This is a genomic window from Streptomyces sp. NPDC058877, assembly GCF_042742855.1.
GTDB lineage: Bacteria > Actinomycetota > Actinomycetes > Streptomycetales > Streptomycetaceae > Streptomyces.
Map to the genome: position 1 here is coordinate 1 of NZ_JBHYMF010000194.1, position 12465 is coordinate 12465.

7 protein-coding genes are annotated in these 12465 nt (G+C 69.5%); 4 read left to right on the top strand and 3 right to left on the bottom strand.

Annotated elements, in window-relative coordinates:
* The first annotated feature begins 346 nt into the window (after nucleotides 1-346).
* A complete protein-coding gene (locus tag ACFW2Y_RS29985) occupies nucleotides 347-1042 on the top strand; it encodes a hypothetical protein (RefSeq protein ID WP_384885405.1) in 696 nt (231 codons plus the stop codon).
* A 3-nt stretch (nucleotides 1043-1045) separates the two neighbouring features.
* On the opposite strand, the gene ACFW2Y_RS29990 is transcribed toward ACFW2Y_RS29985, so the two are convergent.
* Complete coding sequence (locus ACFW2Y_RS29990) at nucleotides 1046-2287, bottom strand: IS110 family transposase (RefSeq protein WP_384885416.1); 1242 nt, start codon at nucleotides 2285-2287, stop codon at nucleotides 1046-1048.
* A gap of 583 nt (nucleotides 2288-2870) precedes the next feature.
* Nucleotides 2871-3320, bottom strand: coding sequence for a hypothetical protein (locus ACFW2Y_RS29995; RefSeq protein WP_384885407.1), 450 nt, complete (start codon nucleotides 3318-3320; stop codon nucleotides 2871-2873).
* Nucleotides 3321-4000: 680 nt separating this feature from the next.
* On the opposite strand from ACFW2Y_RS29995, the gene ACFW2Y_RS30000 reads away from it, so the two are divergent.
* The 3 genes from ACFW2Y_RS30000 to ACFW2Y_RS30010 all read left to right on the top strand — a co-directional run bounded on the left by ACFW2Y_RS30000 (nucleotide 4001) and on the right by ACFW2Y_RS30010 (nucleotide 8884).
* Nucleotides 4001-5617, top strand: coding sequence for a replication-relaxation family protein (locus tag ACFW2Y_RS30000; protein WP_384885408.1), 1617 nt, complete (start codon nucleotides 4001-4003; stop codon nucleotides 5615-5617).
* Nucleotides 5618-5936: 319 nt separating this feature from the next.
* Nucleotides 5937-6383, top strand: a complete 447-nt coding sequence (locus tag ACFW2Y_RS30005) for a hypothetical protein (protein WP_384885410.1) — start codon at nucleotides 5937-5939, stop codon at nucleotides 6381-6383.
* Between the two features lie 44 nt (nucleotides 6384-6427).
* On the top strand, nucleotides 6428-8884 hold the full coding sequence (locus tag ACFW2Y_RS30010; RefSeq protein WP_384885412.1) for an NACHT domain-containing protein: 2457 nt from the start codon (nucleotides 6428-6430) through the stop codon (nucleotides 8882-8884).
* Nucleotides 8885-9227: 343 nt separating this feature from the next.
* Here ACFW2Y_RS30010 and ACFW2Y_RS30015 read toward each other — a convergent pair whose 3' ends face one another.
* Nucleotides 9228-11735 carry a Helicase associated domain protein gene (locus ACFW2Y_RS30015; RefSeq protein WP_384885414.1) on the bottom strand — a complete coding sequence of 836 codons (2508 nt, stop codon included), beginning with the start codon at nucleotides 11733-11735 and terminating at the stop codon, nucleotides 9228-9230.
* Between the last annotated feature and the right edge of the window lie 730 nt (nucleotides 11736-12465).

Genomic DNA, 12465 nt, shown 5'->3' on the forward strand with positions numbered 1-12465 from the left:
GACCGGGCCTGGGCCGGTACGTGGCGGATGCCCTGGCCACTGGGGTCGCATCGACGTTCGCCCTGACCGTCTTCACCCTGGTTGATCGCGCAAGTGGACGCCGCCATGGCGCAGCAAGCCGACCCGGGTAACTCGGCTACGTCCACCAGCTTGACTTCTTAGCCCCCTGAGATGTCTTGACCTCGGCTCAGGTCAAGACACCTCATGCAGTTAAGCCGTCAAGATGCACCGCGGGATTTCGTAGTCAGCATCGCCGTGACGACGCACGCGAGGCTTCGCGGCCTGGCCCCGGAGCATCGGGGGCCGACCGTGTAGGGGCAGCCGGGTAGGCGGCATGATGATCGGCATGATGGAGATACCCGGGTACGACGGTCACCCTCTCGTCCACGCGCCAGAGCTGCTACAGGAACCTCTCTTCTGGCTTGGCCACCTTTACTCGTGTGCGCACGACGAGGACGCGGAAGAGCTGCTCTTCGGTGCGGACTACGAGGCGGCCGAGATGTTCCACCGGGAGCTGCGGGAGCGGGCGGAGTGGCCCGTCTTCACCATCCCGCTGGCCGCCGGGCACCTCCTCCACGTCGTCTACCGCGCGTGGAAGGACGACCCCGGTGTCGACTACCTCCTGCATCACCCCAGCTGGGAGCGGGCACTGTTGCTGGCCAAGGACGACGGGCACTTCATGGGTCCCGCCCTGTCCTGGCCCGAGCTGTTGTCCGCCGTCGACAACGGGCTGCCCGGTGGCAGCACAGCCGATCCACACCGCCGCCTCCTATTGCTGCTGCCCGCGCTCGGAGACGACAACATCCCGGACGACGCAGAGCACCGCCTGATGGCAGCTCTCAGCGCCCTTACTGCCGTCGAGGCCCCCGAAGAACTCGCTGCCGCTCTCGTTGAGGGCCAAGGGGCAGGAGGAACCTCCCGCTGGACCAGCAGGAACGGCGTTCGCTTGGACGACGGCGCGTACTCGTACCGGAACCCGTCCAACGGCTTCGCCCTCACCCCGGAAGACCTGGCTCGCGTGTCGACTGCCCTCATGCCCTGAGCCTCATGAACTGGCCAGCTGGGGCGTCGCAGCCCCTGGAGGGAAAGCCGTGGCTTCGTCGAAAGGAACGCGGGCGAGGAGGCAGTGATGCAGCTGCCCCAGCATGCGGTTGAACAGGTGCCGCAGAGCCTGCATGTGCCAGTCCCCTCCGGCCCGGCGGCGCCGGTAGTGAGCGTCCGCGCCGGATGAACCGCTCAGGGAGGCGAAGGCCCACAGGTGCCCGACGTGGTTGAGCCGGTTGTTCTTCACAAAGCGACGACCGACATAACGGCGCTTGCCGGAAGCCCGCGTGATCGGGGCCGAGCCGGCGTACGCCTTCAGTCCTCCAGCCGTAGCGAACCGGCTCCTGTCGTCACCGATCTCCCCCAGGATGCGGGCGCCGACCTGGCAACCGATCCCCGGGAAGCTCAGCATGATCGCCGCGTCCGGGTGTGACCGAAAGGCTTCCTCGGTGGCCCGTGCCAGGTCATCGACCGCCTGGCAGGCAGCGTCCAGCTGCAGCAGCAGGGCCTGTGCCTGCTTGCCCATGGCGTCTTCGACGAGGGGCAGCTGTCGAGGGGCTTCCTGGCGGAAGAGCTGCTGGATTCGTTCGGCGTCGGTTTCGATGCCGCGGCGGCGGCCGGCTCGCTTGAGCATGGCGGTCAGCTTCCACATCTGCAGCTTGGCGGCCAGGGTAGGTGTGGGTGCGACGGCGAGGATGCGGCGGGCATCGGGGCGGGTCAGGGTTCCCGGTTTGTCCTTGAACGCCTCGATCATCGCCGGGAAGTACTCCCTCAGCAGGGACCGCAGCTGGTTGGCGACCTGCTGGCGGTTCCAGACCGCGTCCTGCTGTGCGCGGGCCAGGACGGCGACGGCCTGGGCCAGGTCGGTGTCGGCGGGCAGAGGGCGGTGCACCGGCGCGTCGGTACGGATGATGTTCGCCAGCACCAGGGCGTCGCCCGGGTCCGACTTCTTGCGGCTGACTCCGTGGCGGTCGCGGTAGCGGGAGGCGGCCATCGGGTTGACCGCGTAGATCTTCCGGGGGCCCTGCCGCAGGGTGGCGACGAGCAGGCCGCGGCTGGTCTCGATGGCCACCGGGATCGGCGTCTCCGCGGAGTCGCCGTGCTCGGCCAGCAGGTCGAGCAGCAGGCGGTAGCCGTCCAGGTCGTCGTTGATCCGGCACTTGGCCAGCAGCTTCCCGGTGTCATCGACGAGCGCGACGTCGTGGTGTCCCTCCGCCCAGTCGATCCCGCAGAAAACGTCCATGGATCCCGCCCCTTCTCCGGTGCCGTTCTCGAAGGCGAGCACGCGGGGCCGCACGGCGCACTAATTCCAGGACTCTGTGGTCCGCCACCTCATCAGCCGTGCGCGGCGCCGCAAGCCGCACGGGCGCGCGCCGTGTCCAGAGCTCGAAGCTCGTGAGGAGAAAACGCGTCACCGTACGGCAGCTCATCCATCGAGGATCCCGAACCCGACGGGCCCGCGGGGGCAGAACGTGCGAGGACCGGCCGGCGCCCAGCGCCACCAGTCTTTACAAAGACCTCGCACGGTCGGAGGTGTCGTAGGGGTCACCACGGCACCGACCGGACCACACACGTCCTGCCCCGGGCTGGACAACGCCGCCCCGGGCCCCTCAGAGATCCAGGACCTCTAATTACTAACGAATTAGGAGAAACGCACCGCCTCCACCGTCTCCACCCGGGCCCACTCACCGCACCGAGTCCAGCCGGTGCGCCCCACTCCCGCGCATCGGCCGCACCGGTGCGCGCACCGCCCACCGAGTGGAGCGCACCGGATGGGCGCACCACCGCACCAGTGCGCACCCGGTGCGGTGGTGCGGTTGGTGCGGTCAGCGGTGCGCACCGGGTGCGGAGTGCACCGCGTGCGCCAGCGCCAGGTGCTCGTCGCGCATCGCCTCCAGGGTGGCGCGGGTGTCTCCGTGGTCGTCGGGGTCGGGGATGACGTTCTCGACGAAGCGGACGATGCTGCGGGCGATGCCGAGCACCGCCGTGGTGGGGGAGTCCCGCGCCCAGTCCCGCAGCGCGGACAGCAGGACGCACCCGACCTCGTCCAGCACGAAGGAGTCCGCGCACAGGTCGGCGGCCTCTCCGTCCACAGCCGTGACGGGCCAGATGATGTCCTCGGCGAGCCGCAGCAGGACGAACGCCAGCTCCGAGGTCGCCTCCACCCGCCCAGCGGCGTAGGTACCGCCGCCCGTCTGCAGCGCCAGGAGGTAGTCGAAGCCCTGCTCCACCTGCTCGGGCGTCAGCGGCGTACGGGGCGGGATCAGGTACGGCATGAACCTCTCCTCACGATGACCGCCGTGTGACTCACGGCGTCGTTTTCGTATGGTCGGCGCGCTGCCCTGTGGACAGAGGACGGAGAACTCTCCCCCCAGCTCGAACCGGGCGAATCGGGGCTGCAAGGGCCAAACCGGGCCCCCTTGTCCAGGGTGGTCGGCCCGACCGCGAATCCGGCCTGACCTCTTGTCCACCTCTGCTACCGCCCTGACCGCTGCCGTGTTTCTCCTTGGCTTGGCCACGGTCAGACCGCGGACAAGGGGGTCGGTTGCACGCTGCTCCTTCGCCCCGACCGCCCCGGCCGGGGCAGCGAAGGAGAGCAGACGATGACGACCACCCACCCGAGGGCTGGGCAGCGGCACCGCGCGGGCCGATCACACCCGAAGGCCAGCCCGCGCTGGGCAAGCCCAAGGGGCCTCCCTGGGCGCCCCCTTCGGAGGGCCCTTTGGAACCCCCTTTGGTGCCCGGCGCCCCAGGCCGGAGGAAAACCCCTTGTCAGGGCCGCAATCGGCACGAAAACTGCGCCGTCACAACCCTCTTCTCTCCTCTACATGTCCGTAGTGGAGGAGAGCATCGGGTTCCGGGGGGCCCGGACGCCCTCCCAGGCCGGGCGCGGCCAGCGCCAGCAGCGGCGCCGGTCGGCCGGCGGCCGGTCGCGAGCGACGAGGGAGCAGAGCTGATGACGGGGAAGCGGAAGAACAACCCGGCGGGGTCGACGAACAACTACCGCGGCGACGTGCTGCGCGTGCTCGGAGCGCTGAAGGTCGCGACAACGGATCAGATCCAGCGGATCGGTGCTCCGCACCTGACGTTCCGGCACGCCGACAAGCCGACCCCGTCGAAGCGCAAGCAAGCCCGGACCGCCTCGCACACGGCCGCGCTCTCCGATATGCGGGGGCACGGCCTGTCCGAGAACGGAGGCTCCACCGGGACGGGCGACGCCCTGCGGAACCTGACCCCCAAGGGCCTGGAGGCTGCCTCCTACGAGCTGCGGCGCCCGGTGACGGAGATGGGCTCCACCGCGCGCGGCGCGGGCTCCAGCGGCGCCTCCCACCCCATGGCCGTCAACGAGACCGTGATCGCCATGCTGCGCCCGAAGCCGAACATGGCCAGGCTCACCGTCGACCCGGCGCACGTCCAGGCCGCCGCCCAGGCCGCCGTCGACTCACCGGACGGCATCGGCACCATCGCCTCGTACTGGACTGAGGTCCCGCTCCCGGCGACCGGCACCTGGAACGCGCCCGGCAAGGGCGGCGCCCAGGCCGACCTCGTGCTCACCGCCCCGCAGGACGGGGTGCCGCTGCTGTTCATCGAGGTCGACAACTGCCACGAGACCGCCGAGGAGCTCGCCGACAAGCTGGAGAAGTACGCCCGGTTCTTCAAGCGAAAGGTGAAGGACACCGACGGCAAGGAGCGCCCGATGTGGCGTACGCGCTGGACGGTCCCCGAGGGCCGGTACGGCGATGCGCCGCATCCGCCCGTGCTGCTGGTGTTCAACCGGATCGGCGAGCGCAACCCCAACCTCACCGTCCCGCGCCTGCAAGAGCTGACCCGGCACCTGTGGCAGGGGGAGCGGCAGCGTGGCGGCCACCATCTCTACGACCGGAAGATCCCGATCATCGCGGTCGGGCTGAACCAGCTGCGCCAGCACGGTCCGGCCGGCCCGGTGTTCGCCCGCTTCGGACGCAGCGGCCCGCAGACCCTCCTGGAGGCGATCGGCAACCCGCGCTTCGAGGCCGCCCAGGCCCGTGAGGAAGAGGAGGCCAAGACCCGCGCGGCGGAGTACCAGGCACAGGTACGGCGCGCGGCGCAGGAACACGACGCGAAGAAGGCCGCCGAACGCGAGGCCCGCCGTCCCGTCTGCACCGGCTGCGGGGCGAAGTTCACCGACACCCGCTGGCAGGCCGTAGAGCCGAAGGACTGGGGAGCCACGAAGGACTCCCACCCGCACCTGTGCGACACCTGCAAGCGCGCGGCCGTCGCCGCGGCCCAGGAGCGCCAGGAGCCGGTACGCGGTGAGGCAGGGTCGGACGACTTCTGGCCCGCCCCCGAGCGTCCCGTCTGCACCGAGTGCGGTGCCGCGTTCACCGACGAACGGTGGAAGGCGACCAAACGCGTCGGCTGGACCGCTTCCCCGGCGAAGCATCCGTCTTTGTGTGGGGACTGCGACCAGCGGTTCGAGGACTTGGACCGGGCCTGGGGTGTGAGCCCCCGGCAGGAAGAGCGCGACCAGGAGCAGGACCAGGCCGTGCCCGAGCAGAAGACCACCGGCTGGCTCTCGCGACTGCGCCGCTGAGCAGGGCAAGCCGTCGGCGGGCGCGGGCAAGCCCAAGGCCACCCTGGGCAAGCCCCGCCCCACCGGCGGCGGGCAGACGTGATGGGTATACGTACCGGGCCCCGGTTGTCGATGGTGGCTGGGAGGCTCCACCGCGCCCGGCACTCACTCCACTGAGTGGACGGGTGAGCGGGCGGGTTCACGCCGTGCGAGTTCTCTGGCCGGAACCCAGCCATGCGTGCGTGGTGGGGATATTCCCGGCTCCTGTCGTCTGACGCTACGGTTGTTGGAGCCAGGAGGACGAACGGGGGCAAGGGTGTTGGAGGAAGCGCTTACGGCGTTGGCGGCAACCGGGGGAACGGCTGTCGTCCAGGCAGCCGGGACCAGTTCATGGCAGGGCCTGCAACACGCGGTGGCCCGGTGGTTCGGTCGCGGACAGGAGGACCGCGAGCTCGCCGCTCGGGAGCGTCTCGCACTGAGCGCAGCCGCCCTCGCCGAGTCGGATGCCGAGACAGTCGTGCACATCCGCGTACGCGAACAGGCCCTCTGGCAGGCACGAATCGAAACGGTGCTGGAGAGCCTTGGCGACGATGAGCGGGAGTCCGCCGTCGCCGCTCTGCGGGTCGTACTCCGTGAGCAGGCCACGTCCTCCGCCGTGTCGGCGGGTGACGACGGGCAGGCCATCGGCGGCAGCGTGCACATCAGTGCGCACCACGGAGCCGCTGCCCTGCGCATGGGAGACGTGAACCTGTCCTACCCTTCCCCGCCGGGCCTGCAGCAGGGCTGAGCGAGTCCGGGGGTGTCCATGCCCCGCATATCCACGCCCACACGGTGGTGAGCGCCGCCCTGGGCGGGATGGCGGTGGGCCAGGCCCAGCACGTCAACTACTACTCCGAGCCGGGGGGAGCAGCCCTACTGCGGCAGGCCGACCGGCTGGCCCGGAAGGTCACGGTGGTCGAACGCACCGCGCGGAGCAGCCTTCTGGGCTCGGCGGCGACCACGGCCGAGGTCCCCTTCACGCTGCGGGTGACTCTGCTGCGTGGCCCCGGCGACGCGGTGACGGGCACCCTGCACGGCCTGGCCGACGCCTACGCGGCGTTGCCCGAGGGGCGGCTCGTCGTCACCGGAGCCGCCGGGGCGGGCAAGACTGTGCTGGCCATCGAGCTCGCGCTGTTGCTTCTGGAGCGGCGTTGCCCGGAGCAGCCTGTGCCGGTGCGCCTCACCCTCGTCGACTGGGACCCTGGCACCCCTCTGGAGGAGTGGCTCGAACGGCAGGTCAGCGACGTCTACGGCGTGCGCCCCCGTGCGGCGCATGCCTTGGTGGCTCAGCGCCTCGTGCTGCCGGTCCTCGACGGGCTCGACGAAATGGACGGCACCGCCGGTTCGTCCGACAGGGCGACGCGGGCCATGGACCAGATCAATCGCTACCACGGCCCGAGGGGCGTCACACCTCTGGTCGTCACGTGCCGGACCAGCACGTACGAAAGGGTGAGCCACGATCACGGGGGCCTCGTATCGGCCGCTGTGGCCAAGGTGGAGGAACTCGATACCTCGCAGATCCGTGACTATCTGGAACAGGCGCTCGCCGCCCGGTCCGAAGGGGAACGGCGCGCCTGGGCCGAGGTCATCGATGATCTCCACCTCCTGCCAACCGGTGCCCTGGCGACGCCCTGGCGGCTCTACCTGGCCACCACCGTCTACTCGGGTGGGCGCGACCCTCGTGAGCTGCTGGCGCTCACGACTCAGGAGGACATCGACCGGATGCTGGTGGAGCGGCTCATCCCGGTCGCGATCGCGGCAACTCCGCACCGCCGCTACGACGCCGAGCGCACCCAGCGCTGGCTCACTTCGTTCGCCGTCGACTCGACACCTGCGGAGGACGACCCCGGCGGGCGGGTCACGGACATCGTGCCCCACCGGCTGGAGCACGTCGTCGGCCGCAAGGCCGTACTGACGGTTCACAGTCTCGTGTTCGCCCTGTTCTGCGCCGGGTTACTGGTCCTCGCTAAGGCTGGCTCAGGGATTAGCGACCCGTTCTGGACCAACTTCCCCATGTCCGTCGGCGTCTTCTATGGCGCCCTGGGCATGGGGGCTCCTGCGGAACCGATCCGGCTCGTCCGACTGCGACGACGCGCGAAGACGGCGGAGGAGCCCTTCTGGGAGACGGTACGCCGTAACGACCATGAGAGATGGAAGATCGCCCACCGTAATGCCTCCGGGTGGCGCATCCTGCTGTACCTCTCGCCGTTCGCCGTCTTTCCGCCTCTCGTGGGCCTCCTCGTGGCACGGTGGCTGTTCCCGCAGAAGAGCTGGGGAGCCCTGACGCTCGGGACTCTCGGCCTCTGCGTCGTCCTGCTCGTCGGCACGCTCCTGATCTGGGCGGTGACGGCGGCGCTCAGCCTGTTGCCCACTCCGATCGTGATCGCCGACACGGAGCCGGTACTGAGACCGAGCGCGCCCTTGCGGCAGGACGTGTTCGTCAGCCTGCTGACCGTTGGTCTGGTGGTCCTGTGCGCACTGATCTGGCCGACGGTCGGCTGGGTGGTGGCGCTGCTCCTCCTGCCGTCCGTCGCTGTCAGGGCCTGGCTGCGGTACGCCGTGTCGGTCGCGGTCGGCGGCGTTCGGCGCCGTGTGCCGCTGCGGTTCAACGGCTTTCTGGTCTGGGCCCATCAGGCCGGGCTCCTGCGCACGACGGGACGTACCTACCAACTCCGGCACCGGGAACTCCAGCAGTGGCTGCTGAACGAGGAGCGAGATCGCGGGCTCGGCGAGCGCATGCGGCTGCGTGCTGCAGACGGCTCCCTCTCTGATGAGGAACGGCTCGCCGCGGCCGGTGAGCTGGTCCGCCTCGGCGACCCGGAGGGCACCAAGGAGCTCTATCGGATGGCCGTGAGTCGCAAGGCCAAAACCGCCTCACGGCTTCGGGCGATGGAGACGCTGGGCAAGATGGACGATCTGCGCGACGTCGCCGTCGACATGCTCATGGCCTTCGCCGACCTGACGTCAGCAGGCGACGACACCGAGGACTTCCGCGCAGCCGTGACCGCCCTCGCCCGCTTCGCACCTGAGGCCGCCCTGGCCCTCGTACAGCGGCTGGCCACGGACGCCACTGCGCGACCGGAGATGCGGGAATTCACCGTCTCGATCCTACGGAAATATGCCGAGCACGGATGGGCGTCCAACGTTCCTGGTCCCCCTGCTGCACGGCAAGGGCAGATGCCGTTTCCGACGGCATCTCTCGTACGGAAGGACTGGGACAGACCGGATGGAAGGCAGCACGGGCCTTGAGGCGTTCCCGGTCACGGGCTGCGCATCAGGTTTGGTGGCTCTGTTCACGGGGTGCCTCCCTGCTCTGTCCGGGTGCGGTTGGCGATCCAGTCCGGATCGCGTATGGGCACCGGCGTCGGGGCGTTGGTGGCCGGGGCGCGCATGATGTGCCAGCTGGTGCGTGGCGCGGTGACGGCGTGGGCCAGGATGACGACGGCCTGACGGCCAGCGCCGCCCCGGGCCCACGTCCCGGCGTGGCGGACCTGATCGGCCGCCCAGTCGCCCAGGCGTCGCTACGGGCGCAGCCGCCCGAGCAGATAGCCGGCCGCGAGCGCGGCGGCCGCAGTGGCGACGACGCCCACCATCAGGACCACCGCATTCCGATCGCGGAGAGCAGTTCCATCCGTTCAGGCGCGAGTGTCGCGGCCCTGCTGCGCTGGTTCCCGATCCACGCCCCGAGCCGGAGTTCCCGCTCCTCCTGGTCCTCGCCGGCGATCCGTTCGACGTGCTTGCGAGGGACCCGCAGGTGTCCCTCGCGCTCGTAGAACTGCTTGGCGGCCTGGTAGTTCAGCGCCCACTTGTCGGCCTGCGTACGGCGCGGGGGCGGTTTCTCTTCCTCGGTCGCGGGTGTGATGCCGAGGACCTGCTCGCACATCCATTGCTGCACGGTGGTGAGCTTGTCCCAGCCGAGCCGCTGCGCCCGTACCCACCGTCCGAGGTCTTCGCCCTGGTGCATGACCTCGCCGGGCTCGGTCGGCAGCGTGCCGCCGGCCTCCTCCAGGTGGAGCCGGACGAGGTGGAAGGCGCGCTGCCACTCCACCGGCCAGGCCGGGCACCACGACGGGTCGATGTCCTCCAGCTGCTCGCGCCGCTCCGCCGACAGGGCGCCGGACCACGACTCCACCGGCAGACCCTCGGCCTGGCGCTGTTCAAGCTCCAGAGCGCGCCGGGCGGCGGCCCGCGCGTTCTTCAACCAGGTACCCACCCGGTAGCCCTGATGCGTGGCATCGAGCGGGGCCAGGAGGTGCCCGTTCACCTCGGCCCACCCTCGCGCCGCCGCGAGACCCTCCTCCCACGCGACGTCGAAGTGCGACCAGACCATGCCGAGCTTCTCCAGCTGCGCGACGCGGTCCTCATCCATGTCCCCGCGGGCGTAGAAGCGCCGGTTGTCAGCGGTCCACTGCCCCAGCGGGAAGTTGGCGAGCGAGGCCGGCCACCCGACCCCTTCCGCTTCTTCGCCTTCGGGGACGCGGTAGGTGAAGGGCACCTTCAGGTCGCCGTGCTCGCGGGCGAAGATGACGGCGGCCTCCACCCCGCGCCGCCAGTGCTCGTGCTCCGGGTTGAGCACCCGCAGGTTGATGAACGCCGCCAGCTGCGCCGGGTCGCGCGGCGTGCTGAACTTCAGCAGCTGCCGGGCGGGCTTCGACGGCCCGCCGGAGCCGTTCCCCTCGCCTTGGCTCTTCTGGCCCTGCGCGGCCTTCTGGACGGGCTTGTAGGCGCTGGGAGCCTGCTGCTCGGCGAGCTGCTCCACCACCCGGGCGTCGTGCGCCCTGAGCGCCTCCAGCAGCTTCGCCAGCCCGCCGAACGCCCGGGAGGTCAGCATGTTGTCCGCCGTCTCGCCTGGCCCGAGCAGCACCGGCACCACGAGCGAGGCGACCTTGCCCTCGCCCGGGTGCATCCTCAGCGCGCGGCCGACCGCTTGGACGAGGTCGGGCATGGAGCCGCGGACATCCGCCCAGTAGACGGAGTCGCACTCCCGGGTATCCACGCCCTCCCCGAGCACCTTCACCGAACCCAGGAAGCCCTTCTCCACCACCGTGCCATCCGTGGCGATGCCGGACGCGAACTCCCCGAGAACCCGCCGCCGGTGGCCCGGCTTGTGCTCCCCGCACAGCCAGTCCGCCCAGATCGTCTTGGGGTACAGCTTGGGGTCGGCGGCGTGCAGCTGCGCGGCGACGCCCTGAAGGCCGGCCGCGAACGCCTCCGCCTCCTTCACCACATGGTGGAAGACGAGCGTGCGGCGGAAGCCCTCCTCGGCCGACGCCTTGAGTAGCGCGGTCTGGAGCGCGGCGAGCCGGGCCCCGCGTACCTCGTCCGAGCGGCCCTCAGCGCCCAGGAGCTGCGCGGCCTGGAGCTGGGTGTCGGTGATGTCCACGCACACCACCTGATACGGCGCACAGATTCCCCGGTCGATCGCCTCCGACAGCGTCAGGGTGAAGCAGCGGCTGCCGAAGAGGCCCTCGGAGTCGTCTTCCATGCTCGCCACAAGCTCGCCCGGCGCGCCCTTGTCGGCGTCATCGTCCAGCTGCCACAGGCGGGGCGTGGCGGTCATGTACAGGCGGCGCAGGGACGGGATGCGGGTGTTGTCGTGAACGACCCCCCACGGCTTCCCGATCCGACCCGACGTCCGGTGCGCCTCATCGACCACGATCAGGTCCCAGCCCGGAAGGCCGGCCTGGTGCGCCCGCTCCAGGGTGCCGAGCCCGAGGGAGGCGTACGTGGCGAACACGGTGACCTTGTCGAAGGGCCGCACCCAGTCGACCAGCTCGTCCACGTCCGTGGTGTTGGGGAAGGACACCTCCTCACCCCGCAGGGACGAGACACCGATCACCGGGCCCGTGCGCCCTCCCTGGCGCCACGCGGCCTCGGTCTGGGTGAGCAGGTCCAGTGAGGGGACGAGCACCAGCACACGACCCGCACGAAGCTCTTCAGCGCTCCGGGTGGCCACGAGGCTCTTGCCCGACCCGGTCGCCATGATCACCTGAGTCCGGAGCCCTCGCTCGGGGACAAGAGATCTTGCAGGAAATTCGAGCATGCGAATTACTGAGTCAACGGCTTCCCGCTGATGAAGCCTCAACGTTTTAGTGATCACGCGTCACCTTATTTCACTAAACCTTTTTTGATGCTACCTCAGACACGTCCGCGCCTCCGCACGGTGCGAACTGAGGCTTCAAAGGCCCGGACCGCCGAATAGTGGGCCTCGCGAGCGGCTCCCCAGGACGAGGCATGACCGTACGTCCCACGCATCCGCTCGTACGCTCTGATCAGCTGCGAAGCCTCCGCACTGATCTGCTCGCTACCAGGCGTCATGAAGAACCGCGTGCTCGCCTCATACCGAAGGGGATCCGGAGAGGGAACCTCGCTAGCCGGCACCTCCCGCTCCGAGGCATCGATCAGCTCCCCACACAGCCGGTTGTAAGTAGAGGAGAGATGGGCGCTCGCCTCCACCAGCTTGCTCAGATCATTCTGTCGCCTTTCGACGCGACGCCGAACATGGTCTCCTGTCATCACAAGCACTCCACCGAGCAAGGCAGATAGAAGCGCTGTAAGCACTGCCACTGGTACTCTCCCATTCCAGACTCTATCTCTATGCGTTTTTGAAGCAACCAACCAGGTATGCAAAAGTAGGATCCAGACCCCCACCCCTGAGGGACCCCACCCTCGCCCGCCGCATCTCCATGTCAGATCCCCCGTCACCACACCCCCCACCCCTTTCCCCTTGTCGCCACTAGGCCGTGTTTTAGGTCGGGGTCCGGTTCTGGCTCCCATTCCGCGATGATCATGGTGTGGGGCGTGGGGATCTTTCTGATGAGCAGTGGTCG

Coding starts and splice junctions, on each gene's coding strand:
- ACFW2Y_RS29985 (WP_384885405.1), top strand. CDS start 347: ATGATGGAGATACCCGGGTACGACGGTCACCCTCTCGTCCACGCGCCA.
- ACFW2Y_RS29990 (WP_384885416.1), bottom strand. CDS start 2,287: ATGGACGTTTTCTGCGGGATCGACTGGGCGGAGGGACACCACGACGTC.
- ACFW2Y_RS29995 (WP_384885407.1), bottom strand. CDS start 3,320: ATGCCGTACCTGATCCCGCCCCGTACGCCGCTGACGCCCGAGCAGGTG.
- ACFW2Y_RS30000 (WP_384885408.1), top strand. CDS start 4,001: ATGACGGGGAAGCGGAAGAACAACCCGGCGGGGTCGACGAACAACTAC.